Annotated in this window: 22 protein-coding genes; 14 read left to right on the top strand and 8 right to left on the bottom strand. The window is 73.9% G+C overall.

Annotated features, from left to right (window positions below; genetic code table 11):
- The first annotated feature begins 13 nt into the window (after positions 1 to 13).
- The 4 genes from BUE45_RS16200 to BUE45_RS16185 all read left to right on the top strand — a co-directional run bounded on the left by BUE45_RS16200 (position 14) and on the right by BUE45_RS16185 (position 7,656).
- Entirely contained in the window at positions 14 to 1,537 is a 1,524-nt protein-coding gene (locus tag BUE45_RS16200; protein WP_245833281.1) for a DUF6177 family protein, read from the top strand.
- 121 nt (positions 1,538 to 1,658) lie between these two features.
- Positions 1,659 to 5,636, top strand: coding sequence for a type VII secretion protein EccCa (gene eccCa / locus BUE45_RS16195; protein ID WP_073380169.1), 3,978 nt, complete (start codon positions 1,659 to 1,661; stop codon positions 5,634 to 5,636).
- Between the two features lie 16 nt (positions 5,637 to 5,652).
- Positions 5,653 to 7,017 carry an RDD family protein gene (locus BUE45_RS16190; RefSeq protein ID WP_245833278.1) on the top strand — a complete coding sequence of 455 codons (1,365 nt, stop codon included), beginning with the start codon at positions 5,653 to 5,655 and terminating at the stop codon, positions 7,015 to 7,017.
- Between the two features lie 48 nt (positions 7,018 to 7,065).
- Positions 7,066 to 7,656, top strand: a complete 591-nt coding sequence (locus tag BUE45_RS16185; RefSeq protein WP_073380168.1) for a hypothetical protein — start codon at positions 7,066 to 7,068, stop codon at positions 7,654 to 7,656.
- A gap of 20 nt (positions 7,657 to 7,676) precedes the next feature.
- Here the strand turns inward: BUE45_RS16185 and BUE45_RS16180 are convergent, their stop codons facing one another.
- From BUE45_RS16180 to cutA, 4 genes are all read right to left on the bottom strand, one after another.
- Positions 7,677 to 7,997 carry a hypothetical protein gene (locus tag BUE45_RS16180; RefSeq protein ID WP_073380167.1) on the bottom strand — a complete coding sequence of 107 codons (321 nt, stop codon included), beginning with the start codon at positions 7,995 to 7,997 and terminating at the stop codon, positions 7,677 to 7,679.
- A gap of 103 nt (positions 7,998 to 8,100) precedes the next feature.
- Positions 8,101 to 8,760 carry a GNAT family N-acetyltransferase gene (locus BUE45_RS16175; protein WP_073380277.1) on the bottom strand — a complete coding sequence of 220 codons (660 nt, stop codon included), beginning with the start codon at positions 8,758 to 8,760 and terminating at the stop codon, positions 8,101 to 8,103.
- Positions 8,761 to 8,853: 93 nt separating this feature from the next.
- Positions 8,854 to 9,444 (bottom strand): hypothetical protein, encoded by a 591-nt coding sequence (locus BUE45_RS16170; RefSeq protein WP_073380166.1) that lies wholly within the window; start codon positions 9,442 to 9,444, stop codon positions 8,854 to 8,856.
- Complete coding sequence (cutA, locus tag BUE45_RS16165; RefSeq protein WP_073380165.1) at positions 9,441 to 9,809, bottom strand: divalent-cation tolerance protein CutA; 369 nt, start codon at positions 9,807 to 9,809, stop codon at positions 9,441 to 9,443. Before cutA ends, BUE45_RS16170 begins: the two co-directional genes overlap by 4 nt.
- A 68-nt stretch (positions 9,810 to 9,877) precedes the next feature.
- On the opposite strand from cutA, the gene pyrE reads away from it, so the two are divergent.
- Positions 9,878 to 10,411: an orotate phosphoribosyltransferase gene (gene pyrE, locus BUE45_RS16160; protein ID WP_073380164.1), complete on the top strand. Its 534-nt coding sequence runs from the start codon at positions 9,878 to 9,880 to the stop codon at positions 10,409 to 10,411.
- Between the two features lie 129 nt (positions 10,412 to 10,540).
- On the opposite strand, the gene BUE45_RS16155 is transcribed toward pyrE, so the two are convergent.
- Complete coding sequence (locus tag BUE45_RS16155; protein WP_084737396.1) at positions 10,541 to 10,924, bottom strand: RodZ domain-containing protein; 384 nt, start codon at positions 10,922 to 10,924, stop codon at positions 10,541 to 10,543.
- Between the two features lie 407 nt (positions 10,925 to 11,331).
- On the opposite strand from BUE45_RS16155, the gene fbaA reads away from it, so the two are divergent.
- The 7 genes from fbaA to BUE45_RS16120 all read left to right on the top strand — a co-directional run bounded on the left by fbaA (position 11,332) and on the right by BUE45_RS16120 (position 20,208).
- The gene (gene fbaA / locus BUE45_RS16150) at positions 11,332 to 12,354 is read left to right on the top strand and encodes a class II fructose-bisphosphate aldolase (RefSeq protein WP_073380162.1); all 1,023 of its coding nucleotides are present in this window, start codon (positions 11,332 to 11,334) and stop codon (positions 12,352 to 12,354) included.
- A 182-nt stretch (positions 12,355 to 12,536) separates the two neighbouring features.
- Positions 12,537 to 12,953 (top strand): DUF3151 domain-containing protein, encoded by a 417-nt coding sequence (locus BUE45_RS16145; RefSeq protein WP_073380161.1) that lies wholly within the window; start codon positions 12,537 to 12,539, stop codon positions 12,951 to 12,953.
- Between the two features lie 525 nt (positions 12,954 to 13,478).
- The gene (locus BUE45_RS16140) at positions 13,479 to 14,762 is read left to right on the top strand and encodes an adenylosuccinate synthase (RefSeq protein ID WP_073380160.1); all 1,284 of its coding nucleotides are present in this window, start codon (positions 13,479 to 13,481) and stop codon (positions 14,760 to 14,762) included.
- Positions 14,763 to 14,814: 52 nt separating this feature from the next.
- Positions 14,815 to 16,065: a phosphoribosylamine--glycine ligase gene (gene purD, locus BUE45_RS16135; RefSeq protein ID WP_073380159.1), complete on the top strand. Its 1,251-nt coding sequence runs from the start codon at positions 14,815 to 14,817 to the stop codon at positions 16,063 to 16,065.
- Positions 16,066 to 16,104: 39 nt separating this feature from the next.
- A complete protein-coding gene (locus BUE45_RS16130; protein WP_073380158.1) occupies positions 16,105 to 17,010 on the top strand; it encodes a phosphoribosylaminoimidazolesuccinocarboxamide synthase in 906 nt (301 codons plus the stop codon).
- A 385-nt stretch (positions 17,011 to 17,395) separates the two neighbouring features.
- Entirely contained in the window at positions 17,396 to 18,691 is a 1,296-nt protein-coding gene (gene murA / locus BUE45_RS16125) for a UDP-N-acetylglucosamine 1-carboxyvinyltransferase (RefSeq protein WP_073380157.1), read from the top strand.
- Positions 18,692 to 18,957: 266 nt separating this feature from the next.
- Positions 18,958 to 20,208, top strand: a complete 1,251-nt coding sequence (locus BUE45_RS16120; RefSeq protein WP_245833275.1) for a transcriptional regulator — start codon at positions 18,958 to 18,960, stop codon at positions 20,206 to 20,208.
- Positions 20,209 to 20,316: 108 nt separating this feature from the next.
- On the opposite strand, the gene hisC is transcribed toward BUE45_RS16120, so the two are convergent.
- On the bottom strand, positions 20,317 to 21,399 hold the full coding sequence (gene hisC, locus BUE45_RS16115) for a histidinol-phosphate transaminase (RefSeq protein WP_073380155.1): 1,083 nt from the start codon (positions 21,397 to 21,399) through the stop codon (positions 20,317 to 20,319).
- Positions 21,400 to 21,507: 108 nt separating this feature from the next.
- Between hisC and BUE45_RS16110 the strand changes: the two genes are divergently transcribed.
- Entirely contained in the window at positions 21,508 to 22,275 is a 768-nt protein-coding gene (locus BUE45_RS16110) for a hypothetical protein (RefSeq protein ID WP_245833272.1), read from the top strand.
- Positions 22,276 to 22,460: 185 nt separating this feature from the next.
- Here BUE45_RS16110 and BUE45_RS16105 read toward each other — a convergent pair whose 3' ends face one another.
- Complete coding sequence (locus BUE45_RS16105; RefSeq protein WP_073380154.1) at positions 22,461 to 23,471, bottom strand: MauE/DoxX family redox-associated membrane protein; 1,011 nt, start codon at positions 23,469 to 23,471, stop codon at positions 22,461 to 22,463.
- 1 nt (position 23,472) lies between these two features.
- Positions 23,473 to 24,444 (bottom strand): hypothetical protein, encoded by a 972-nt coding sequence (locus BUE45_RS16100; RefSeq protein ID WP_073380153.1) that lies wholly within the window; start codon positions 24,442 to 24,444, stop codon positions 23,473 to 23,475.
- Between the two features lie 362 nt (positions 24,445 to 24,806).
- Between BUE45_RS16100 and BUE45_RS16095 the strand changes: the two genes are divergently transcribed.
- Positions 24,807 to 25,325, top strand: a complete 519-nt coding sequence (locus tag BUE45_RS16095) for a SigE family RNA polymerase sigma factor (protein WP_073380152.1) — start codon at positions 24,807 to 24,809, stop codon at positions 25,323 to 25,325.
- Positions 25,326 to 25,351: the final 26 nt, after the last annotated feature.

Raw genomic sequence — 25,351 nt, 5'->3', positions numbered from 1 at the left:
TTGAGGAGACCCCTTGAGCCACGACGCGGTCGCCCTGCTGGCCGACGCCCCCGACCGGCGCGCCCTCATCGCCGCGCTCGCCGCGGCCGGCCCCGACCTGCGGGTCAGGCTGGTGGCCGACGGCGCCGTGGTGGAACTCCGCGACGGCGACGACCGGGTGGTCGCCTCCCTCCAGGCCGCCCAGCGGCTGGCGCTGTCGTCCGAGGCCGAACGCCTGCTGTCCGACGGCATCGCGGACGACCTGCCCGCCCAGCCGTACTGGGTGGAGGCCCGCGGCGCGGAGCTTCCCGACGCGGACACCGCCGGCGTGGTCGGCCGGTTCGTCCGCGACCTCGCCGGGCGGCTGGGCGGCGAGGTGTGGGAGCCCGACTCCGCGCTGGTGCGCGGCGCCCCCTTCCTGGAGGGCACCACCGACCACCCCGCCGTCACCGCGCTCACCGAGCGGGCGGCGGTCGTGGTGCAGGACCGCCCCCTGGTGCCGATGTCCCCCTGGATCGTGGACGCCATGGCGCGCCACGGCCGCCGCGGCCTGCGCCTCCAGGTGGTGACGCCCTCGACCTCGCGCCTCACCCACGCCCTGCACTCGGTCCTGCGCTCCGCCGCCGCCCGCTGGGTGGTCCAGACCCCCGAGGGCTCCTACTACGACGGCTTCTCGGGGGTCCCGCTGCGCTGGGACGGGCGCGAGGCCTTCACCGTGGACGGGGACGCCCGCGCCGGCGGGCCGCCGGAGGCGTTCCGGGCCGACGACGCCGACCGCGGCCACCAGCTGCACGTGGACCTCAACGTGGAACACCCCGCCGACAACGGCCTGGTCCTGGGCGCCTCCGTGGAGCTGCTCGCCGAGCGCCTGGGCGGGGCCCCGCCCGCGGTGTGGGGCACCGCCGAGCCCTTCGCCCAGGAGTGGAGGCGGGCCGTGTTCACCCGGACCGCCCGCAACCGCGCCCCCGGGCAGACCTGGGCGGCGTTCTCCGGCCCGGCCGAGGGCCTGCGCGAGGACGGTGTGCGGCCGTTCGCCGGGACGGTGCGGGTGAGCCGCACCGCCTTCGGGGTGCGCGAGGCCATCACGTTCGCCGTCGGCTTCGCCGAGGGGGAGGAGCCGGACCTGTCGGCGCTGCCGCCCCTGGTCGGGGAGCTCACCGAGCGGGACGTGCTGCGGACCATGACGGTGCGGCGGTCCGGCGGACGCGCGGACCTCACCTACGCGCCCCACTGGGCGGGGCTGCCGCTGCCGGTGGGGATGGCGGTGGGCCAGGAGGCGGTGGCCGCCATCGGGACCGGCCGCGCCCTCGGCGCACCCGTGCGCCCCCTCCCGTTCGGCCCGCCGATGACCCCGGCCTTCTGGTACCAGGTGGGCACCGGGGTCGAGGACGACTCCTGGGTGCGCTTCCGCGAGCTCATGGCCCACCTGCACCCCGACGGCGGGGACGCGGGCGCCGGGGACGGGTCCGGACCGCGGGAGGGGCGCGGCGCCCCTGCGGACTCCCCCGGAGGCGGCGTCGGCGGGGTCCCCGCCGACGGCACCGCACCGTCTCCGTGAGTCATCGCGACCGCACGCACCGAATGGTCGCGGGAATCCTGTTCGGTAGGGTTCTTGCGAGTCACCGGCGCCCCGCCCCCCTCCTCCCCGCCACCCCCTTGCACCGCCGAGAGGAACCTCGATGAGCCTTCGCGTCGTGCACCGCCCGACCAGGACCGTGCACCCCGCACCGGCGCAGGAGCCCCACGAGGTGGAGGCCCCGCCGACCCTCCCCGACGGCAAGGCGCAGGGCAACCCCCTCATGACGATCCTGCCGATGGTCGGCATGATGGCGTCGATGACCATCATGATGGTCATGCGCAACCCGGCCTTCATCGCGCTGGGCGGCGTCATCCTGGTGGTGGCCCTGCTGGCGGCGCTGGCCATGCTGTTCTCCCGGCGCGGCCAGGTGGGGCGCCAGCGCCGCAACCAGCGCGAGCTCTACCTCCAGTACCTGGAAGAGCTGCGCGAGGAGCTGACCGAGTGGGAGGACACCACCCGCTCGCACGCCCGCCTGCTGGACCCGCCGCCCGAGGCCCTGTACGACGTCGTGCGCGACCCCACCCGGCTGTGGGAGCGCCGCCGCAGGCACCGCGACTTCCTGCGGGTGCGGGTCGGCACCGGCCTCACCGGGGGCCGGCCGCTGCGGCTGGCCGAGCAGGGCACCGCGCTCACCCCCACCGACCCGTTCATGCTGTCGGAGGCGCAGGCGGCGATCCGCCGGTTCGCCACCATCCCCGACATGCCGCTGACGCTGCCCCTGGACATGGCGGGGAACGTCAGCGTGGTCGGCGAGCGCGACGACGTGATGCGGCTGGTGAGGGCACTCGTGGCCCAGTTCGGCGCGTTCCACGCCCCCGAGGACGCGGGGCTCGCGGTCTCCTATCCCGCCGAGCGGGCGCAGGACTGGGCGTGGCTGCCCTGGCTGCCGCAGGTGCTGGACCCGCAGCGGCGCGAGGGCGGGGCCGCGGTGCGGCTCATCGCCCCCACCCCCGCCGAACTGGGCGGGCTGCTCGCCGACGAGCTGCGGGCGCGCACCGACTTCGCGTCGGAGGTGCGCCGGGGCATGGGCAAGCGCGAGGCGTACCAGATGCTGCGCCGCCTGCTCGTCGTGCACGACACCCACGGCGAGGTGGCCGCCGAGCTGGTCCGCCCCGACGACGCGGTGGACCCCGCGGCACTGGCCGTCACCGTGCTGCACCTGGTGTCGCGGCAGGTCGACGAGCCGGGCGACGTGAACGTGCGCATCACCGTCCAGGGCGACCTGGTCAGGGTCGAGGAGCTGCGCGGCTCCGACCCGGTGGTCACCCTCGGCACCGTCGACGACGTGCCCGCCGCCACCCTCGGCGGCCTGGCCCGCATGCTGGCCCCGCTGCGGCTGTCCCCGGAGTCGGTGGAGGAGACCGCCCAGGAGGGCGGCGCCGTCGACTTCACCTCGATGATGGGCGTGCAGGACCCGGGCGCGATGGACGTGCAGCGGCTCTGGGCGCCGCGCAGCGAGCGGGCGTTCCTGCGGGTGCCCATCGGCATGGACGACATGGGCCAGCCGGTGGTCCTGGACCTGAAGGAGTCGGCGCAGCTGGGGATGGGCCCGCACGGGCTGTGCGTGGGCGCCACCGGCTCCGGCAAGAGCGAGATGCTGCGCACCCTGGTGCTGGCGCTGGCGGCGGGGCACTCGCCGGACCGGGTGAGCATGGTGCTGGTCGACTACAAGGGCGGCGCGACGTTCGCGCCGTTCGAGGACATGCCGCACGTCGCCGGGGTGATCACCAACCTGGAGGACGACGCCGCGCTCATCGAGCGGGTCTACGCGAGCCTGTCCGGCGAGGTCCAGCGCCGGCAGCAGGTGCTGCGCGACGCCGGGAACGTGCCCAACATCGGCGACTACACCTACAAGCGCCAGCACGACCCGAGCCTGCCGCCGCTGCCGCACCTGCTGGTCATCATCGACGAGTTCGGCGAGCTGCTGACCGCCCGCCCCGACTTCATCGAGCTGTTCCTGTCGATCGGCCGCATCGGCCGCAGCATCGGCGTACACCTGCTGCTGTCCAGCCAGCGCATCGAGGGCGGCAAGCTGCGCGGCCTGGAGACGTACCTGTCGTACCGGCTGGGCCTGCGGACGTTCTCCGAAGAGGAGAGCCGCACCGTCCTCAACACCCCCGACGCGTTCCACCTGCCGTCGCTGCCCGGGTTCGGGTACCTGAAGGTCGACACCAGCGTGTACCAGCGGTTCAAGGCCGGGTACGTGTCGGGCCCCTACCGGGGCCCGGTGGCGGAGGAGTCGGAGTCCGACGGCGCGGTGGGCGTGCGCCCCTACACGGCGTACAACACGGTTCCGGAGGAGCCGGGCGCGACCGCGGGCTCGGGGGGCGGCGAGTCCACGATGCCCTCGCGGACGGTCGGCCCGACCCTGCTCGACGTGATGGTGTCCCAGTTCGACAGGCACGGCGAGCGGACCCGGTCCATCTGGCTGCCCCCGCTGCCCACGGCCGCCGCGCTGGACACCATGGCCGGCGCACTGGAGAAGACCGACCGGGGCCTGCGCCTGCCCGGCGGGCACGCGCGGATGAGCGTCCCCGTGGGCCTGCTGGACGACGCCACCAAGCAGTGGCAGGGCGTGTGGAGGCTGGACCTCACCGCCTCGGGCGGGCACGTCGCGTTCATCGGCGGCCCGCAGAGCGGCAAGACCACGCTGCTGCGCACCCTGGTGATGTCGCTGGCGCTCACCCACACCCCGCAGGAGGCGGCGGTGTACTGCCTGGACCTGATGGGCGGCGGCCTCCAGTCGCTGGCGTCTCTCCCGCACGTGGGCGGGGTGGCCGCGCGCACCGACATCGAGCGGGTGCGGCGGACCGTCGAGGAGGTCCGGGGCATGCTGGACCACCGCCAGGAGGTGTTCCGGGACCGGGGCATCGACTCGGTGGACCAGCTGCGCCGCATGCACGCGCGCGGCGAGGTGCCCGAGCTGGCCAGCGCGGACGTCCTGCTGGTCATCGACGGGTTCGGAGCCCTGCGCAAGGACTTCGAGGACATCGACGGCATGGTCAGCGAGCTGCTCCAGCGCGGCGGCGGGTTCGGCGTGCACGTGGTGGCGGGCATGCTGCGCTGGAACGACGTGCGGATCGCCGTGCAGTCCAACTTCGGGCAGAAGGTGGAGCTGCACCTCAACGACGCGTCCGAGTCCACCATCGACCGCAAGCTCGCCGAGACGATCAGCGCCAAGACCCCCGGGCGGGCGCTCACCGACGACGAGCTGTTCGCCCAGGTGGCGCTGCCGCGCATCGACGGCGTGGACTCCGGCGAGGACCTGGGCGAGGCCGTCGAGAAGGCGGTGCGGACCATCGACGGCGCCTGGGGCGGGCGCCGGGCGCCCCACGTGCGGGTGCTGCCGCACCGGCTGTCGGCGCGGACCCTGCCCGCTCCGGAGACGGAGCCGAGGCTGGTACCGGTCGGGGTGGACGAGCGGGCGCTGGACCCGGTGCTGCTGGACCTGTTCGACCGCGACCAGAACCTGCTGGTGCTGGGCGACGGCGAGTGCGGCAAGACCAACCTGCTGCGGCTGGTGGCCGAGGGGCTGGTGGCCCGGTACACCCCCGACGAGGTGGTGTTCGCGGTCATGGACCCGCGCCGGACGCTGCGCAACGTGGTGCCCGAGGAGTACATGGGCGGGTACGCGAGCACCCCCAAGGTGTGCGCCGGGCTGGCCGGGGGCGTGGCCAAGGAGGTGGAGTCGCGCATCCCCGAGGACGGCGACCTCGACTCGCTGGAGCCCGGGACGATCAAGGGCCCGCGGATCGTGGTGCTCGCCGACGACTACGACGTGCTCACCACCGCCGGGCAGAAGCCGCTGGCCCCGTTCGTGCCGTTCGTTCCCAACGGCCGCGACATCGGGCTGCACTTCGTGGTGGCCCGCCGGGTCGCCGGCGCCGGGCGCGGGATGTACGAGCCCCTGGTGCAGGCGATCCGCGAGATCGGGACCAGCGCGCTGGTCATGGCCGGCGACCGGTCGGAGGGGCAGATCCTGCCGCGCGTGTACGCGGCGGCGCAGCCGCCCGGGCGCGGCAAGTGGGTGACCCGCGGCGGATCGACGCGGTTGGTCCAGACGGCGCTGAGGGACTGAGGGGCGAAGGGCACTGATGAGTACCACCACCGGGGTCGACGCCCTGGCCGCGCGGATCCACGCGATCGACTGGGACGGGGATCCGGGGCGGACGCGGTCGCGGGTGGCGCTGATGCGGGAGTACCTGCGCCGTTCCGCGCTGTGGACGCGGGCGCTGGGGGCGAAGGGGTGGCCGTTCCACGACATCGCGCAGGCCGCGGCCCCGGGTGTGCGCGCGGCGCCCGAGGTGGTCGCGGGTGTGCTGGAGAGCCCGGTGGTGGCCGAGCGGTATCCGCTGGTGGGCAGGTCGTGCGTGTGGGCGCTGCACCTGGCGGCGGCCCGTGACGCGGGGGCGGCGCTGCCCGGCCTTCCGGATCCGTTCGAGCCGCTGATCCGGATGTACGAGCGCGGCGGGGGGTTCTCGCTGTCCACGACCGGGACGATCGACGTCGGCGCCGCGAGCCTGTACCGGGGCACCCTGCTCGACCACCTCGGGGACGAGCCCCGGGCCCCCGAGACCGACGCCGGACTCGACGCGCTCGACGGCGCCGGGGGCACGGCCGTGTCGGCGGCCCCCGGGGCACCGGCGCGGCCGGACCCGGTGCCCCGGGCCGACACCCCCCTGTACCCGTCGGCCGCGTACGCGCTCTCCGCTCCCCCGGCTCCCCCGCCCGGAGGAGCGCCGCCCGGAGGGGCGATTCCCGCGGGCGGCCCGGTATCCCCCGCTGCACCCGCACCCGCGCCCGCGGCACCGTACGCGCCGCCCCCGCCGGGGTACCGGCGGCCGCGTCTCGGCGCGCCGGCCCCCGCGCACGGGTACCCGCCGCCGGGGCACCCCTCCCCGTACGCCGGGCCTCCACCGCCGCGCCCCGGTCTGCGCCACCACACCCACTGGAACCCGCAGGAGCCCGCACGGGGCCTGGCCGAGCCCGGGTACCGCTTCCTGGCCCGGGTCCTCGACACGGTCGTCGCGGGCGTCCTGTGGTTCCTGTCGATGCTGGCCACGACCTTCACCGCCGTGATCATCGGCGGCGGGGACATCGTCATGGGAGAGGGCTCCGGCCTGGCCTTCCAGGTGGGCGCCGTCTTCTCGTTCCTGCTGTTCCCGATCCTCTGGGAGTGGTTCCAGGTCGGCCTGTGGGGGCGCTCCGTCGGCAAGATGCTCCTGGGCCTGTGGGTGGTCCGCGCGGAGGGCGGCGGACGGCTGCCCGCGGGGCGGGCCCTGGTGCGCGCGCTGTGCTTCGCCCCCGGGTTCACCAACGCCGTCAACTGGCTGCTGCCGTGGTCGCTGGCGAACGTGCTCTGGTCGCTGCCGGACAAGCGGCTCCGGCGCTGCCTGCACGACAGGGCGGCGCGGTCGGTGGTCGTCCACGTGCCCTGGTTCCCGGGCTCAGCGGCCTGATCCGGTCACGGGCCCCGTCCGGCACCGTACGGGCAGTATGTTCACATCATGGGTCGATTCACGGGTTTCCTCATCGGCGCCGGGTTCGGCCTGGCCTTCGTGCTCGCCAACGCCGGGCCACCGGTGCCGCCCCCGGTCGGGGTGGTGCTGCGCGTCCTCGCCGTGGCGGCGCTGGTGGCGATCGTCGTGCTCTTCGGGATCCTCTCCCGCCGCCCCGCCCCCGCGGCGGAGGCGGCGGGGACCGGGCCCGCTCCCCTGTTCCGGTTCGGCCCGTTCTACGGGATCGTGGTGCTGATCGAGGTCGCGCTGATCTTCGGCGGCATCCAGGTGCTGCGGCTGCTGGAGGCGCCCTGGCAGGTGAACGTCGCCTGGATCGCGCTGGTCGTGGGCCTGCACTTCCTGCCGCTGGCCTGGTACTGGCGGATGCGGGAGATCCTCGGGGCCGCCCTGTACATCTCGGCGCTGGGCACGGCCGGCCTGGTGATGGCGGGGCTGGGCGCCGTGGAGTGGATCCCGTTCGTCAGCGGCACGGTCACCGGCCTCGGCATGCTGGCGGGCATCCTCGCGGGGCTGGTCGGGATGCTGCGCGCCTCCCGCGCCGACGGAGCCCCCGCGGCGGGCACCGCCCCGGCCCCCTGACGGTCCTGCGCGGACAACGGTCAGCGGTGCCGCGGGGCGGGCACGTCGAACCAGGCGCGGCGCGCCCCCCGGGGTACGGCGCCCGGCCGGGGCTCCCCCGCCAGGAACGCGGCGGCGACGGAGTCCACCGCACGGGTCCGTGAAGAACCGGGCCGGGAGCCCGGCAGCCCGCGCGGGGGCGTCCGCCGCACGGACGCCCCCTCCCCGCCACCCCGCAACAGCCCCGCCCGCGGCCCCGTGGACTCGTCGGGTCCGGGCCTGCCGATCGCGTACGGGAACCGCAGGCCCGGCGGCAGGGCGAAGCCCGGCCCCGGATCGGCCGTGGGACGGTGGTCGTTCAACGGGGGTTCCTTCCGACTCGTCACCGGTGGCCGCCCGAGGCGGCCGCGAGGGTTCCGTCGGCTCAGAACCGTACCCGACGCGTGACCGGTTCGTCCCTGTACGTCACTCGGGAAGTTCTCCCAGTCCGAAGAACGGCAGGCACGGCGCCAGTCCCGAGACCTCGACGGGGGTGTCCGGGCGGTGTGCCTCCCAGTCCTCGCGGGTCAGCAGGAACCGCAGCTCGCGGACGGCCCTGCCCCGCACCGCCTGCACCCCGACACCGTCGTCGCGGTAGCCGAGCCCGCGGGACACGCGCTCGGAGCGCACGTTGCCCTCCATGACCGCCGAGGCTGCCTCCCGCGCGCCCAGCCCCTCGAAGGCCAGGTGCAGCATGGCGGCGCGCATCTCCGTGCCGATCCCCCGCCCCTGGTGCCCCAGCCCCAGCCACGAGCCGCTGGCGACCCGGCGGGTGATCCCGAAGTCCGCGGCCTCCATGTCCTGGACACCGACCACCGCGCCCTCGTGGACGACCACGAGCGGCAGGTGCCAGTCCTGCGGCGTCCAGCGCGCGTAGGCGCCCAGGTTGTGCTGGAAGACCGACCGCGCCCGCACGGCCGGGGGCCGGTCCGTCCACGGGACGACGAACGGCATCTCCGCAGGATCGTGCACGCCGCGGGCGGCCACGTCGGCGAGGGCCGAGAGGTCGTCGAGCGAGGGCGGGCGCAGTTCCAGCCGCGGGGTGCGCACGCGCAGCCCCAGGACCGGGAAGTGGTCGGTGGCCATGGTCCGATGGTCCCGGACCGGGGCCGCTCGCGTCATCTCGTTTTCCACAGCCTGTGGACGGCCCCGACCCCGGCCCGGAGCCGCGGGCCCCGGTCAGGCCATGCCGCGCAGCTCCAGGAGCAGCGCGGCCAGGGCCCCGGAGGCCTCCCGCGGCGCGCACTCGCGCACCGCCCAGCCGCGCATCCGGGCCAGCCGGGCGGCGTGCGCCCGGGCCGGGTCGGTGAGCAGGTAGCCGCAGGGGGCGTCCGGCCAGTCCGCGGAGGGCGGCAGCGTCTCGGTGCGGTAGCCCGCCGGCTCCCCGTCGGCGACGGGCGGGGGCGGCGTGCCCTGCGGGTTCTGGGTGCGGTCCAGGTCGGCGCGGGTGGCCGTGCCGGGCTGTGGCAGCAGGGCGTCCACCAGCACGTACCCGAACACCGGCCGGTGCGCGGCGCGCTGGGCCGCGCCCAGGGCCCCCGCCAGCGGCCCCGCGTCCCCCTCCGCCACCAGGGCGGTCGGCGCGTCCGGGGGGACCAGGCGGCGGATCTCCAGGCTGGCGGCCGCCACGTAGCGGGCGGCGTGCGGCGGCAGGCCGTCGCCGGCCACGGCGACCCGCACCGGGGTCACCCCGGCGGCGGGCAGGCCCCCGTCCAGGGCCGGCAGGCGGGTGGGGCGTCCCAGGGTGGGGGGCAGCAGGACGGCGATCACCCGGCGCCGCCCCGCTCCCCGCCGTCCGCGCCGGGGGCGCCGCGGGTCTCGTCGCGCACCCAGGCCAGGTACGCGGGGTTGCCGCCGGCCACGGGCACGGCCACCACCTCGGGGACGTCGTAGGGGTGCTCGGCGACGAGGTGCGCGGTGAGGTCGTCCAGCCGGTCCAGGGCGGTCTTGAACACCACGGTCCACTCCTGGTCGCGGTGCACCTCGCCCTCCCAGCGGTAGTGGCTGGTGACGGGGCCGCCGACCTGGGCGCAGGCGGCCAGCCGCCGCCCGACCGCGGAGTCCGCCAGGCGCTCGGCCCCCTCTCGGGTGTCCACGGTGGTCTCGACCCGGACGGTCCCCGGGGTGTTCGGCACGGCGCTCCGCCTCCCTCCGGGCTCCGCGGTGACGTGCGGTATCGCCCGGTGTTCTACGCTCATGGATCATGAGCGAACGTGATGAACTCCTGCGTCAGATCAACGATAAGGCGGTCGTGCGCGGGAAGGTGATCCTGTCCTCCGGGCAGGAGGCCGACTACTACGTGGACCTGCGCCGCGTGACCCTGGACGGGGAGGCCGCCCCGCTGGTCGGGCCGGTCATGCTGGACGCCGTGGCGGACCTGGGGTTCGACGCGGTGGGCGGGCTGACGCTCGGCGCCGACCCGGTCGCCGCCGCGATGGTCCACGCCGCGCACGCGCGCGGGCGCAGGCTGGACGCCTTCGTGGTGCGCAAGGCGGGCAAGGCGCACGGCCTGCAGAAGCGCATCGAGGGCCCGGACGTGCGGGGCCGCCGGGTGCTGGCGCTGGAGGACACCTCCACGACCGGGGGCTCGGTGCTGACCGCGGTGGAGGCGCTGCGCGAGGCGGGCGCGGAGGTCGTGGCGGTCGCGCTGATCCTCGACCGCGGGGCGCGTGAGCGCGTGGAGAAGGAGGGCCTGGAGTACCGGGCCGTCTTCCAGGTGTCGGACCTGGAGATCTAGGGGGCCGGAGCGGCGCGGCGGGGCCGTCGTCCCGCCGCCGCGTACGGGGCGTGCGCCGTACGGGGTGCGCGCGCAGAGGCCGGTGCTGTTCCGGCCGCGCGGGCCGGGGGAAAAGGGGGACCGGAAGGGTCAGCCCTTGACGGTGAAGCTGTAGTCGGCACCGCGGTCGGCGATGTCGCGCTCGCTGCCGTTGACGAACAGCTCCACGGCGGACGGGTCCCCTATCGTGACCTCGATACCGCCCTCGGGGATCTCGGCGTAGGTGATCGAGCTGCCCTGGCGGACCTCTTGGTCGTGCAGGACGTCGCCGCCGGGAACCCTGACGAAGACGCGGCTGGACTCGCCGATGACGCGCACGTAGAAGGCGCCCTCGGGGGTCGCGTCCTCGGCCGCGGCACCGGAGGCGTTGGCGCTCACGCTGGAGCCGGAGTTGCCGGGGAGCGAGCGGTACAAGAAGAACCCGCCCAGTGCGAGCATCGTGACCAGGAGCACGACTGCCCCGACGATGGCCACCACCTGGCCGACGCCGCGAGGATCATTCCTATGCCTTCCCACGGCGTTGAATGTAGCGTGTATCACGACAAAAAGCGACAGCGATCGCACGCAACATCTCGGCTTCCCACAATTCGGTCACGAGCGCACGAAACTTCACAAGAAAACCGAATGGGGTAGAGAACCGTGCCGGGCGCCCATATCGTCGGCACTGCCGCGTGGGCGACCCCCCACCGAATTTGGTCTAGACCTTTCCATCGGCTCCGCGCGTTCGGGATACTTGTGTGACACCTGGTGGACACGTCCGGACGTGTGGACCGAGCTGCGGGCTCCCCCGCCGCCCGGACGTCCACCGGCAACGCACGTGGGGTGCCGTCGGCGCGACCGGCGGCCGCTCGCTCCAGGTCCGATTCCAGGGAGAGTCAAGCATGCCCATCGCCAGCCCCGAGGTCTACACCGAGATGCTGAGCCGCGCGAAGTCCCAGGGCTTCGCCTACCCGGCCATCAACGTGACCTCCAGCCAGACCCTGCACGCCGCGCTGCGGGGCTTCGCCGAGGCCGAGAGCGACGGCATCGTCCAGATCTCCACCGGCGGCGCCGACTTCCTCTCCGGCTCCACGATCAAGGACATGGTCACCGGCTCGGTGGCCTTCGCCGAGTTCGCCCGCGTGGTCGCCGCCAAGTACCCGGTCAACGTGGCCCTGCACACCGACCACTGCCCCGAGAACAAGCTCGACGGGTTCGTCCGCCCGCTGCTGGAGATCTCCAAGGAGCGCGTGGCCAAGGGCCAGGACCCGCTGTTCCAGTCCCACATGTGGGACGGCTCGGCCGTGGAGCTGGAGGAGAACCTCCGGATCGCCGAGGAGCTGCTGGCCTCCTCCAAGGAGGCCCGCACCATCCTGGAGATCGAGGTGGGCGTCGTCGGCGGCGAGGAGGACGGCATCGTCGGCGAGATCAACGAGAAGCTGTACACCACCCCGGAGGACGCCCTGCGCACCGCCGAGGTCCTCGGCCTCGGGGAGAAGGGCTACTACATGACGGCCCTGACCTTCGGCAACGTGCACGGCTCCTACAAGCCGGGCTTCGTGAAGCTGCGCCCGGAGGTCCTCAAGAAGGCCCAGGAGGCCGTGGCCGAGAAGCACGGCCGGGACAAGGCGTTCGACTTCGTCTTCCACGGCGGCTCCGGCTCCACCCTCGAGGAGATCCACGAGGCCATCGAGTACGGCGTGGTGAAGATGAACATCGACACCGACACGCAGTACGCGTTCACCCGCCCGATCGTGGACCACATCCTGAAGAACTACGACGGCGTGCTGAAGATCGACGGCGAGATCGGCAGCAAGAAGGCCTACGACCCGCGCGCCTACGGCAAGGCCGGCGAGGCCGGCATGGCCGCCCGCGTGGCGGAGGCCGCCCAGCAGCTCAAGTCCGCCGGCAACAAGATGAAGTAGCCGACGCGTCGGATGCGGGGTGGCGCCCGGTGGCCGGTCCGGCCGCCGGGCGCCCTGCCGTCCGGGCCCGGGCACCGCGCGGCGCGCTCCGCCGGGCACCCCCGCCCGGCGGCGTGCTCCGCCCCCGGGCGGGGGCTGTGGACAGCGGCCCCGGACCCCGGCGCGGTGGCAGGATGGGATCCATGAACCTGCACAAGAACCTGCTCAACGAGCCGCCCGAGACCCGCCTGGCCGACTCCCCCGAGGCCCGCGAGGCGCTGGCCTCCACCGACGACCCCACCCCGGTCGCCGGGCGGTTCCCGGAGTACTCCGCGGCCTGGGCCCGCCTGGCCGAGAACGCGCTCGCCGCGGGCGAGCCGGTCGCGGCCTACGCCTACGCCCGCACCGGCTACCACCGCGGCCTGGACCAGCTGCGCCGCTCGGGGTGGAAGGGGCACGGGCCCGTCCCCTGGGAGCACGAGCCCAACCAGGGCTTCCTGCGCGCGCTGCACGCCCTGGGCGAGGCCGCCGGGCGGATCGGGGAGACCGCGGAGGCCGAGCGCTGCGCCACCTTCCTGCGCGACTCCAGCGCCGAGGCCGCCAGGGTCCTCAACGCCTGACGGCGGGGACGGCGCCGCCCGCGGGTCCGACCCGCCGCCCGACCCGCCGCCCGACCGGCGCCCCGGCCGTGCCGACGGGGGAGCGCCGGCCCGCCGGGCGGTGCCGCCGCACGCGCGGCCGACCGGGGGGCCGCGGCCTCAGGGGCGCCCGGCCGTCGGCGGAGCCCCCGGCCAAAGGCCCCGTCACCGTCCGGTCCGTCCGCCCCGCCCGTGCGCCCGGCCGGGCGCACGCCCCGCGGGCGGCCCCCGCCGCACCCCGGGGAGGGCCGCCGACGGGCACGCGCCCCACCCCCTCTCCCGCACCCGCCGTACCGCGTGTGCGGGAGCGGGCGCCCGTGGATCCGGCGCCGCCGACCGCCCCGGTCCGACGTGAGGAAACCCCCTCGTGGGCGGCACTCAACCGGAACTGACGGGTCGTGTACCCTCAATACGCAACGGCCCCTGTCGCTGCCTTGCGCCAGGGGTTCATCCATGTTCGGGGTCGGGAGCACCCCGGTCAGGTGTCGAGCGAAGAGGTAGAGACCAATGCCGGCGATCACGCTCGTGGGTGCCCAGTGGGGCGACGAGGGCAAGGGCAAGGCGACCGACCTTGTGGGCGACCGCGTGGACTACGTGGTCCGTTACCAGGGCGGCAACAACGCCGGGCACACGGTGGTCATCGGCGACCAGAAATACGCCCTCCACCTGCTCCCGTCGGGCATCCTCTCCCCCAACGTGGTCCCGGTGATCGCCAACGGCGTCGTCATCGACCCGGGCGTGCTCTTCGAAGAGCTGGAAGGGCTCGACGCCCGCGGCGTGGACACCTCCCGCCTGCTCATCTCGGCCAACGCGCACCTGATCATGCCCTACCACCGGGCCCTGGACCGGGTGAGCGAGCGCTTCCTGGGCAAGGGCAAAATCGGCACCACCGGGCGCGGCATCGGCCCGACCTACGCCGACAAGGTCTCCCGCCAGGGCGTGCGCGTGCAGGACATGTTCGACGCCAAGATCCTGCGCAAGAAGATCGAACTGGCCCTCAACGACAAGAACCAGCTCCTCACCAAGGTGTACAACCGGCGCGCCCTGGAGGCCGAGCCGATCATCGAGGAGTACCTCGGCTACGCCGAGAAGCTCCGCCCCTTCGTGGCCGACACCTCGCTGATCCTCAACAAGGCCCTGGACGACGGCAAGACCGTCTACCTGGAGGGCTCGCAGGGCACCCTGCTGGACATCGACCACGGCACCTACCCGTTCGTCACGTCCTCCTCGCCCACGTCGGGCGGCGCCGCGGCCGGGTCGGGCATCGGCCCCACCCGCATCACCAAGGTCGTGGGGATCCTCAAGGCCTACACCACCCGCGTCGGCTCGGGCCCCTTCCCGACCGAGCTGCTGGACGAGCAGGGCGACTGGCTGCGCACCCAGGGCCACGAGTACGGCGTCACCACGGGCCGCGACCGCCGCTGCGGCTGGTTCGACGCCCCGATCGCCCGGTACGCGACCCGGATCAACGGCATCACCGACTTCTTCCTCACCAAGCTCGACGTGCTCACCGGCCTGGAGCGCATCCCGGTCTGCGTCGCCTACGACGTCGACGGGGTCCGCCACGACGAGATCCCGATGACCCAGACCGACTTCCACCACGCGACGCCGGTCTACGAATACCTCGACGGCTGGTCGGAGGACATCACCGGAGTCGGGGAATTCGACGAACTTCCCAAGAACGCCCAGGCGTACGTGCGTACCCTGGAGGAGATGGCGGGAGCCCCGATCTCCGCCATCGGCGTGGGCCCCGGCCGCGACCAGACGCTCCAACTGCGTTCGCTGGTCTGACCGGCGCGCGCCTGTCCGCTGTCCTTCCTCCCACACGAAGAGGCCCCCAGTAGTGAAAGCCCTCGTCCTCGGCGGCGGAGGCCGCGAGCACGCCCTCGTCCGCGCGCTGTCCCTCGACCCGGGTGTCACCGACATCCACTGCGCCCCGGGCAACCCGGGGATCTCGGAGCTGGCCGAGAACCACGTGATCAACGCGACCGACGGGCTGGCGGTGACCGAGCTGGCCGCCCGCATCCGCGCGGAGCTGGTCGTGGTCGGGCCGGAGGCGCCGCTGGTCGCCGGGGTCGCGGACGCACTGCGCGAGCGCGGCATCCCGGTGTTCGGCCCGGACCGGGAGCCGGCCCGCCTGGAGGGCTCCAAGGCGTTCGCCAAGGAGGTCATGGAGGCGGCGGGCGTGCCCACCGCCAAGGCCAGGGTGTGCCGCTCGGCGAGCCAGGTCTCCGAGGCGCTGGACGAGTTCGGCGCCCCCTACGTGGTCAAGAACGACGGCCTGGCCGCGGGCAAGGGCGTCGTGGTCACCGACGACCGCGCGCTGGCGGAGCGGCACGCGCGCGAGTGCGGCCGGGTCGTCATCGAGGAGTTCCTCGACGGCCCGGAGGTCTCGCTGTTCGTGCTGAGCGACGGCGTGCACGCGCTGCCGCTGCTGCCCGCCCAGGACTTCAAGCGCGCCCACGACGGCGACCAGGGACCCAACACCGGCGGGATGGGCGCGTACGCACCGCTGCCGTGGGCCCCGGCCGGGCTGGTGGACGAGGTCATGGAGTCGGTCGTGCGCCCGACCCTCCAGGAGATGAACCGCCGCGGCACCCGCTACCAGGGCCTGCTGTACGTGGGCCTGGCGCTCACCTCCCGGGGACCGCGCGTGGTCGAGTTCAACGCCCGCTTCGGCGACCCCGAGACGCAGGTGGTCCTGGACCGGCTGGCCACCCCGATCGGGGCGGTCCTCCAGGCCACCGACACCGCCGGGCTCAAGGGCATCGGCTCCCTCCAGTGGAAGCCGGGCGCCGCGGTCACCGTGGTGGTGGCCGCCGAGAACTACCCGGGCGACCCGGCCAGGGGCGACACCGTCGGCGGCCTGGCCGAGGCGAACGCCCTGGAGGGCGCCTACGTGCTGCACGCCGGGACCTCCTGGAGCGGGAGCCGCGACGTCGTGGCGTCCGGCGGCCGGGTGCTCAGCGTCGTGGGGACCGGCACCGACCTGGCGCAGGCGCGCGAGCGCGCCTACGCCGCGGTGTCGCGGATCGAGCTGCGCGGCTCGTTCCACCGGACCGACATCGCCGAGCGGGCCGCCGCCGAGCTGTAGCGGCGGACGCCGCCCCGTAGAAGCAAAGGACACCCCACCATGAGCGGTTTCGTCGTCCGGCCCGAGCCGGCGCGCGTCGAGGGCCTGACCCACCTGCACACCGGCAAGGTCCGCGACCTGTACGCCACCGGGTCCGGCGACCTGGTCATGGTGGCCAGCGACCGGATCTCCGCGTTCGACTGGGTGCTGCCCACCGAGATCCCCGGCAAGGGGCGGCTGCTGACGCAGCTGTCCCTGTGGTGGTTCGACCGGGTCGCCGACCTGGTCCCCGACCACGTGGTGTCGGACGAGCCCCCGGCGGGCGCGCCCGCCGACTGGGCCGGGCGCACCCTGGTGTGCCGCCGGCTGGACATGGTGCCGGTTGAGTGCGTGGCGCGCGGGTACCTCACCGGTTCCGGCCTGGCCGAGTACCGGGTGGACGGGACCGTGTGCGGGGTGGCGCTGCCGGAGGGCCTGGAGGACGGCTCCGAGCTGGACGAGCCGATCTTCACCCCGGCCACCAAGGCCGAGGTGGGCGACCACGACGAGAACGTGTCGTTCGAGACGGTCGTGGAGCGGCACGGGGCCGGGCTGGCCGGGGAGCTGCGCGACCTCACCCTGCGGGTGTACGCGCGCGGGCGCGAGGTGGCGCGCGACCGCGGGGTGCTGCTGGCCGACACCAAGTTCGAGTTCGGCCGGGACACCGACGGCTCGCTGGTGCTGGCCGACGAGGTGTTCACCCCGGACTCGTCCCGGTACTGGCCCGCGGACGAGTGGGCGCCGGGCGGGCCGCAGCCGTCCTTCGACAAGCAGGTGGTCCGGGACTGGCTGACGTCCGCGGCGTCGGGCTGGGACCGGGCCGCGGACGCCCCGCCGCCGGAGCTTCCGGAGTCGGTGGTGCGGCACACGATGGACCGCTACGCGGAGATCTTCCGGCGGCTGACCGGATCCGAACCCAAACTTTGACGGGGTCCGGGGACGTGATTCCGGGCACGCCTGTCTCGGAAAGGCGGCCCGGAGCGCGTATGGTGGTGGGGCCGTGTGCGGTACCCGAAAGGTGCCCGGCCATGCATACGGCCTCCCCACACCCACCCTGGTCCTTTCCCTTGGACGAATACCTCTTTGGCCGTTTCGCGGGACTCCCTCCCCGAACCGCGGGTATACCACGTTCTGGACCGGTCCGGGCCGGTGAGTGCTATAGAGTCATCGCGAACACACCGGTTCGCTGGCCGTGCAGGTCACACACGAGTTCGTCGAACGTTCCGGGGGAAACCCGCGTCTCAACGCACATAGGCGAAACCCGACGAGGGTGACCTTTTTTCACATCTGCCTCACAAAGGAGCACATGAGCATGGGCCAGGAGGTTCGTTACCGCGTCCGCGGCGGACGCCCCCTCAGCGGTACGGCGTTCATCCAGGGCGCGAAGAACGCCGTCCTGCCGATGATCGGAGCCGCTCTTCTCGCGGCCAAGGGTCGTACGGTGCTGCGCAACGTCCCCGTCATCGAGGATGTCTACCGCTCCCTCGAACTCGCCGAGCACATCGGCGCCAAGGTCGAGTTCCATGAGGCCGAGCGAACCGTCGTGATCGACGCCTCGGGGCTCAACGACCCCGAGCTGGCCGTTCTCCCCGCCGAGATCGCCGCGCGCTTTCGCGGCTCGGTGCTCTTCGTTCCGGCCCTGATGCACCGCACCGGGCGCGCCCGGATCGAGGGCGTCGGCGGGTGCAACCTGGGCAGCCGCAACCTGGACTTCCACTACCGGGGCTTCGCGCGCCTGGGCGCCGAGGTCACCGAGGACCCCGAGCGCAACCACATCAACGTCGAGGCCTCGAACCTGCGCGGCGGGCGCCTGTACCTGGACACGCCGTCCCACACGGGCACCGAGAACCTCATCATGGCCGCCGTCCTGGCGCCCGGCACCACCGTCATCGAGCACGCGGCCCTGGAGCCCGAGGTCCTCGACGTCATCGGCTTCCTGAGCGCCATGGGCGCCAAGATCAGCGGCGGCGGCACCGGCCTCATCACGGTCGAGGGCGTCGAGGAGCTCACCGCGGTCGAGCACACGATCATGTCGGACCGGATCGACGCCGGCGTGTTCGCGATGACCGTCGCGGCCACCGGCGGCGAGGTCAGCCTGGTCGGCGCCAACCTGGACCACCTGGGCGTGGCCCGGTGGAAGCTGGAGCAGATGGGCGTCGAGTTCTCGCAGGAGGGCGCGGTCCTGCACGTGACCCGCGACCCCTCCGTGCCGCTGCGCCCGATCAACGCGGTCACCTCGCCGTTCCCGGGCTTCGCCACCGACCTCCAGTCGCCGCTCATGGCCCTGGCCACCCTGGCCGAGGGTGAGAGCTACATCCACGAGGCGATCTACGACGGCCGCTTCGCGCTGGCCGACGAGCTCAACAAGATGGGTGCGAAGATCGAGGTCGAGGGGACCCGCGCCATCGTGCACGGGCCGACCGACCTGCGCGGCACCGAGGTGATCGCGCACGACCTGCGGACCGGCGCGGCCCTGGTGCTCGCCGGACTGGTCGCCGAAGGTGAGACAATCGTGGCGCCTGGCTATCTGGTGGACCGCGGTCACGCTCAGTTCGCGACGCGACTCGCCGCACTCGGTGCCGACGTGGAGCGCGTCGTCGTCTCGTAGCGAGTCGTAAGCGCAGTTCAAGCCGGGGTGGGAGCCCGCCTCCCACCCGGGCTTTCGGCGTTGATATGCAAAACGATCTTCTTTGGCCCCGCACAATGGGTACGATCTCGGCAATCATGCCGTGACAGAGATCGGGTCGGGAAACCAGTGGGCGCACATAGTGAAGAGCGTGGAATGGTAGCGGGGAGCAACCCGAGGTGAGTGCCCAGCGTACTGGCGATTTGACGATCGGCGTCATAGGGCCCCATGAGGTGGTCGAACGGGTCATGCTCATGGGTCCTGGGTCCACAGGACCACTGAACGCCAGACTCATCGCCGCCGCATACCGAGATGAGCAAGAGGCGACGGACAAGGTCGTCAGGCTGGGTTCGGCGATCGACGCGTACCTGTTCGCCAGCCCGGTCCCCTATGAGTTCGCGCGCAAGGCCGGCGTCCTGACGATGCCCGCCACCTACGTGCCGCTCGGGGGCGCCAGCCTGCACGAGGCACTGCTGCGCGCCACCCTGGACGAGCGCTACGACCCGACCAGAGCCAGTCTGGACGTGCTCAGCCGCGCCGACGTCGTGGAGGCCTACTCCGAGGTCGACCTCCCCGTGGACGGGATCCACGTCCACGAGGAACTGACCAACACCGCCCAGCTCACCTCGTTCCACGAGGGCCTGTGGCGGCGCAAGGCCACCAAGATGGCGATCACGTGCGTGCGCGGGGTCGCCGAGCGGCTGGAGGCCATCGGCGTCCCGGTCATCCGGCTGCGGCCGACCAACGCCGGGGTGCGCAGCGCGCTGCAGACCGCCGGGCTGCTGGGCGCCCACCACCGGCTGGAGGAGGCGCAGCTGGGCGTGGTCGTGGTGGACGTGCCGACGCTGCGGGACTCCTCGCGGCGCTCGACCCCCCGCTACTGGCGGGAGGAGCTGCGGCTGTCGCTGCACCGGCTGCTGCTCCAGGAGGCCCACCGGATCAACGCCACGGCGCACCGTCTGGACGACCATTCGTTCATGATCACCGCGACCCGGGGTTCGCTCGTGACGGCGACCGAGGGGTTCCGGCAGCCGCCGTTCGTCGAACGGATCAAGGCGGAGCTCGGGATCGCCATCGAGGTGGGCATCGGCATGGGGCGCACGACCCAGGACGCCGAGGCGCACGCACGGGCGGCCCTGAACCGCGCTCAGGCGTCCCGTCAGAGCTTCGCGGTGGACCGCGAGGGTCGCTCCCTGGTCCCGGCCCAGCGCGCGCCCTCACGGCAGTCCTCCGAACCGCTGCGGACCAAGGGCCGCGAGACCCTGATTCGGCTCTCGGAGAAGATCGCGGAAGAGGACGGCCCCCTCGTCGTCGACGCGGAGAACGCCGGGCGGATGCTCGGCGTCACCTCCCGGACCGCGCGCCGGCTCCTGCGCACCCTCGTGGAGGAGGGGCTCGCCTGGCCGCTGCCCCCCAACCGCACCCTCCAGCCGGGGCGCCCCCGCCAGCTGTACCGGCTCATCGTGGAGAAGCTCGACAAGGACGCCGCGGGCAAGTAGCCGCGGCCCGCACCCGACATCCGGGGCGCCTTCCCCCCTGGGAGGCGCCCCTCGCCGTGTGCGGGGCACCGTCCCGGCGGACGGCGCCCCCACCCGCAGCCCTCCGGCTCAGCGGCGTCCGGGGTACTCCACGGCCACCGCGAGGAAGGCGTCGTTCTCCTCCGGGGTGCCCAGGCTGACGCGGGCGCCCTCCCCGGCGAAGGGGCGCACGGACACGCCGGCCCCGGCGCAGGCCGCGGCGAAGTCGAGGGTGTCCCCGTCCAGGCGCAGCCACACGAAGTTCGCCTCGGTGGGCGGCACGGTCCAGCCGGCCTCCAGCAGGGCGTCGCGCACGCGCCCGCGCTCGGCGACGGTGGCCGCCACCCGCTCCAGCAGCTCGTCCTCCGCCTCCAGGGAGGCGATCCCCGCGGCCTGGGCGAGGTGGTTGACCGCGAACGGCACCAGGGTCTTGCGGACCGCGGCGACCACCGGCGGGTGGCCGACCAGGAAGCCCAGGCGCACCGCGGCCAGGCCGTAGGCCTTGGAGAAGGTGCGCAGGACGGCCACGTTGGGCCGGTCGCGGTACAGGGCGACGCCGTCGGGCACCCGCGGGTCGCGCACGTACTCGCGGTAGGCCTCGTCGAGGACGACCAGCACGTGGTCGGGGACCCGGTCCAGGAAGGCCGTCAGCTCCGCCTCGCCCACGGCGGTGCCGGTGGGGTTGTTGGGGTTGCAGACCAGCACCATGCGGGTGTTCCCGGTGATGGCGCCGAGGAGCGCGTCGAGGTCGTGGGTCTCCTCGCGCAGCGGCACCCGGACGGAGGTCACCCCGGACAGCTCGGCGAGCAGGGGGTAGGCCTCGAAGGAGCGCCAGGCGTAGACGACCTCGGCTCCGGGCTCCCCGACGGCCTCCAGCAGCTGCTGGAGCAGGCCGACCGAGCCCGCGCCCAGGCCGATGTGCTCCTCGGGGACGCCGAGCCTGCGGGCCAGAGCCGCGGTGAGCCCGGCCGCACCCGGGTCCGGGTAGCGGTTGAGGTCGGCGGCGGCGTCGGCGATGGCGGCGCGCACCGACGGGAGCGGCCCGTAGGGGCTCTCGTTGGAGGACAGCTTGATGGATCGCCCGTCGGGCCCGGTGACCTTCTCGCCCGGCTTGTAGGCGGGGATGCCCTCCAGCACCGACCGCAGATATGGCGATTTCGACTCCGACACCATTGTCCTTCCTCAATACTTTGTGCTAACCCGGCGGCACGCTCAGCTACAGCATGTCCGGGCCGGTCACCGCTCCCAGCGGAAATATCGCACAAACGAGGAGACAACACCATGCGCTCGCGTCCGGAAACCGCCATAACGGCTCGGATCACCGCTGGTCAGAGCCGCTTTCGCGGCAACGGCCGGAGGGCCGTCCGATCATCGGTCCTCCTTGCGGGGCTGCCCGTCGTCCTCGCGCTGAGCGCCTGCGGAGGCCCCACCGGGGAAGGCACCGGTGAGGCGGCCGAGGAGGCCGCGCTGCTCCACGAGTCCCAGCTCCTCTCGTTCGAGGGCGCCGAGATCATGCCCGAGGGCAGCGAGGCGGGCGTCTACTCCGAGCTGGTCACCGTGCAGTACAGCGAGCAGGTGCGGGCCTCCACCGAGATCGACAAGCCCGACTGCCTGGACGCCGCCAACCGGTGGGCCGACGCCGAGGCCGTCCAGGGGGCCCCCGCGTCCCTCACCTCCTACGAGTGGGACCGGGGCTCCCTCACCCACCTCCTGGTCCGGCTGGACGAGGAGGGGGCGGCCTCGGCGGTCTCCTCGCGTCCGCCCGCCGACTGCGCCACCTACACCGCGACCTACGAGGACGGGACCTCCTCCGGCTACGAGGTGCGCGACCTCTCCGGGCTGCCCGCGCTGGGCGACGAGTCGCGCGGCTTCGCCGTCGACGTGGACACCGACGGCGAGAGCAACCACATGTACAGCGTCATGTACCGCAACGGCGACCTGGTCGGCACCACGTCGATCATGGGCCCGGGGGCCCTGGAGGACTACAAGGAGATGCTGGTGGAGTTCACCCGCGCCTCCGTGGAGCGCCAGCAGGACAAGCTGGGCTAGCCCGTGCTCCCGTGCGCCGCCGCCGTGCCCCGGCCGCCCGCCGCGGCCCGCTTCCGCGGCCCCCGCCCACGGGCGGCGGGGACCGCGGACTCCGCCAAGGCCCCGCCGGCGCGGGCCGTCCGATCCCCGCCGGCGCCCGGACGGCCGCCCCCGGTGGTGCGGGAGGGCGGCCGGGAGAGCGGGTCCTAGGCCCCGCCGCGGCCGCCGGTCGCCTCGGCCTCCAGGTCCTCGCTGGGCCAGGCGTCGGAGCGCGCCGAGGGGTGTTCCCTGGCCTCGCCCAGGGTCGCCGCCTCACGGGCCTCGTCGCGCCGCCGGTCGTCCAGGAGCGCCGCCCGGCGCGGGGCGGGCAGACGGCGCGGCGGCCCCTGGAGCGCGCGGGCGGACACCGTGCCGAAGGACGCCACGGACGCGCCGCTGTCCCGGGCCACGACGGCCGCGCGCACGGCGGTGCGCCGCGGCCCGCCGACGCGCACCGAGAACACCACGTCCACGCGCGTGCCGTGCCGCATCCCGTCGTAGCGCAGGAAGCGGTGGCAGCCGTGGCGCCAGACGTCGAGCGGCTCGGTGCCCAGCAGCAGGGGGCTGTTGGTGCGCCACACGTCGCTGGCGCGGAGCCTGCGCGCGACCGAGCGCTCGGACACCTCCCGCAGCTCGCAGGGCTCGCGGTGGCGCAGCCGGGCGGCGGCCTCGCGCAGTTCGGGGCTGAGCAGGGCCAGCACGAGCAGTTCGGCGGCGAGCACCGCCGCGTGCACCGGGCCCGGGCCCGCGAGCACCTGCCAGCCGGCCGGCTCCAGGCCCAGGGTGGCCAGCGCCGCGGCCGAGAGCAGCCCGGCCCGGACCAGGGTGCGCCATCCGATGGGCGCGCGGCTGAGTCCGCCGAAGCAGCCGCAGCCCGCCTCCGGGTCGCGGCGGCGGACCAGCAGCAGGACGGCGACGGACGCGGCGAACACCAGGGCGGTGAGCAGCCGGGCCGCCTCTCCGGGCACCCCGGAGAGCAGGACCAGGCCCGCCGCCAGTGCGGCCTCCAGCACGCCGGTGCCCCTCGCGGCGGGCCTGTGCAGGCGCGCCGGGAGCAGAACCGACAGCCCCGAGGACGCGTCCCGGGACCCGAGCTTGGCGAACGCGCCGAACAGGAGCAGCACCGCCAGGAGCGGCAGCTGGACCTCCCTCAGCGCCTCCCAGATCTCCGACGCCATGTCACACCTCTCCGTTGTGGACCGTGACGGTCGCGTTGAAGCAGCCGTCCTCCAGCCGCCCGCCCAGGGCGACGAAGGAGGTCATGGTGAGGGAGGCCAGGCGCCCGGCGCCCTGTCCCCCGCAGGCGGGGCACAGGTCGCACGGCCAGCTGTCGGCCGCGGCGCAGTCGATGACGGGCAGGGCGGCGGACGCGCGCGTGCAGTCGTTGCGCAGGCTCACCACGGCCCCGGTGGACAGCAGCGGCAACGGCACGCAGGAGGTGCGCCGGTCGCACTCCCCGGTGTGGCCGGCGCGGTCGATCGCCGGGTAGGCCAGGCCCGTGGCCTGCGCGCGCGGGTCCAGGTGCGGCGCGCGCCCCCAGGCCGGGTCGTACCAGGTGGCGATGCCGTTCAGGGTGCCGGAGTACCGCTGCGCGGGCGGACGCCGGGGCGTGGCGGCCAGCGGGTAGGGCGGCTGGGTCGTGGCCGGGCGCACCGTCCAGACGGCCCCCTCGCGCCAGACGCCGACGGCGTCGAACAGGTACCCCGGCTCCAGCCTGGGGTGGCGCACGGTGATGCGGCCCGAGGTGCGGTAGGGGATGACCACGGTGAGGCGGGGACGGCCGTGCCCGGGGTCGATCTCCAGGGTGTCGTCGTGGCGCGCGGTGATGACGCCGGTGGCGCGCGCGGCCTGCGCCCAGACGCGCTCGGCGACCAGCCGGCCGTCGTGCGAGCACAGGACGACGGCGTCGTCCCCGGGGCGCAGTTCGGAGGCCTGGGCCTCGCCGCCGCGCCAGAAGGAGGTGACGCGTTCGTAGAGGAAGCGCTCCTCCCCCGCGGGCGTGGCCAGGCAGAGCATGTCGGAGGTGGCGTCGACGACGACGCCGCGGGCCACCCGGGTGCTGGGCGGCGTGGGCTCGGGCACGGCCGCGGGACCCAGGAGCGCTGCGGTGAACCGCGCGCGACTTCGGTGTTTGTCCGTGATCACTGACATGTCGTTCGCGTCCCCCTGTCGCCCGACTCGTCCTACGGTGACCATTCTGCCGATCGACGGGCCGACCGGCGGCGCACACGCCGCAACGCGGCGGTTCATGTCGCCCGCATGCCCCGGGCATTGCCGAGGGCGACAAAAAAGACACTCTATGTGATCAAAGTAGAAATCCGCGCCAACCGCCTGCCAAGAGAAACCCCTACTCCCACCCCGCTCGACCCCCGGCACCGCACCCGGCGGTGAACGCGATGTCCCCATCGCGCCGTTTGTCGGCGCGTGGGGCACAGGTTCCCGGCAGTTTGCGCTCTTTGTGTGAGAGTTGAGGCCACAAGCCGTTTCCGAGCAGGGCGAAGGGCGGTGGTCGTGTGGCCGGCACCAAGCAGACGCCCCGGTACGAGGAGTTCAGCAGCTACGTCGCCGAGCGCGGCCCCGCGCTGCTGCGCATGGCCCGCTCGATCACCGGCAGCCACAACGACGCCGAGGACCTGCTCCAGGCCGCCCTGGTCAAGACCTTCCTGTCCTGGGACCGCATCAACGACCCGCGCGCCCGCGACGGGTACGTGCGCCGGGCCATGGTCAACGCGCGCATCTCCGAGTGGCGGCGCAACCGCCTGGAGGTCTACCCCACCGACGAGATCCCCGAGCAGCGGGTGGACGACCCCACCTGGCGCAGCGACCTCGCCGACGTGGTGCGCCGGTCCATCGACCGGCTCCCCCCGCGCCAGCGCACCACGGTCATCCTCCGCTACTACGACGACCTCACCGAGGCCCAGATCGCCGAGCGCATGGGCGTGACCCTGGGCACGGTCAAGAGCACCCTCTCCCGCGCCGTACACCGGCTGCGGCGCGACGCCGACCTCATCATCGAGCGCACCACCGGCTGACACGGACGGCCCGCGGGGCGGTGGGA

Origin of the sequence: Nocardiopsis flavescens, from assembly GCF_900141985.1 — a bacterium.
GTDB lineage: Bacteria > Actinomycetota > Actinomycetes > Streptosporangiales > Streptosporangiaceae > Nocardiopsis > Nocardiopsis flavescens.
The sequence above is the reverse complement of the archived record's forward strand: the minus strand, read 5'-3'. Positions and strand labels throughout refer to the sequence as shown.

Excerpts from the sequence above, each read along its gene's own strand:
- hisC (WP_073380155.1), bottom strand. The coding sequence starts at position 21,399 with ATGGTGTCGGAGTCGAAATCGCCATATCTGCGGTCGGTGCTGGAGGGC.
- BUE45_RS16100 (WP_073380153.1), bottom strand. The coding sequence starts at position 24,444 with ATGTCAGTGATCACGGACAAACACCGAAGTCGCGCGCGGTTCACCGCA.
- BUE45_RS16190 (WP_245833278.1), top strand. The coding sequence starts at position 5,653 with ATGAGTACCACCACCGGGGTCGACGCCCTGGCCGCGCGGATCCACGCG.
- murA (WP_073380157.1), top strand. The coding sequence starts at position 17,396 with ATGGGCCAGGAGGTTCGTTACCGCGTCCGCGGCGGACGCCCCCTCAGC.
- BUE45_RS16105 (WP_073380154.1), bottom strand. The coding sequence starts at position 23,471 with ATGGCGTCGGAGATCTGGGAGGCGCTGAGGGAGGTCCAGCTGCCGCTC.
- eccCa (WP_073380169.1), top strand. The coding sequence starts at position 1,659 with ATGAGCCTTCGCGTCGTGCACCGCCCGACCAGGACCGTGCACCCCGCA.
- BUE45_RS16110 (WP_245833272.1), top strand. The coding sequence starts at position 21,508 with ATGCGCTCGCGTCCGGAAACCGCCATAACGGCTCGGATCACCGCTGGT.
- fbaA (WP_073380162.1), top strand. The coding sequence starts at position 11,332 with ATGCCCATCGCCAGCCCCGAGGTCTACACCGAGATGCTGAGCCGCGCG.
- BUE45_RS16185 (WP_073380168.1), top strand. The coding sequence starts at position 7,066 with ATGGGTCGATTCACGGGTTTCCTCATCGGCGCCGGGTTCGGCCTGGCC.
- BUE45_RS16145 (WP_073380161.1), top strand. The coding sequence starts at position 12,537 with ATGAACCTGCACAAGAACCTGCTCAACGAGCCGCCCGAGACCCGCCTG.
- BUE45_RS16140 (WP_073380160.1), top strand. The coding sequence starts at position 13,479 with ATGCCGGCGATCACGCTCGTGGGTGCCCAGTGGGGCGACGAGGGCAAG.
- BUE45_RS16130 (WP_073380158.1), top strand. The coding sequence starts at position 16,105 with ATGAGCGGTTTCGTCGTCCGGCCCGAGCCGGCGCGCGTCGAGGGCCTG.
- BUE45_RS16120 (WP_245833275.1), top strand. The coding sequence starts at position 18,958 with ATGCTCATGGGTCCTGGGTCCACAGGACCACTGAACGCCAGACTCATC.
- BUE45_RS16175 (WP_073380277.1), bottom strand. The coding sequence starts at position 8,760 with ATGGCCACCGACCACTTCCCGGTCCTGGGGCTGCGCGTGCGCACCCCG.
- pyrE (WP_073380164.1), top strand. The coding sequence starts at position 9,878 with ATGAGCGAACGTGATGAACTCCTGCGTCAGATCAACGATAAGGCGGTC.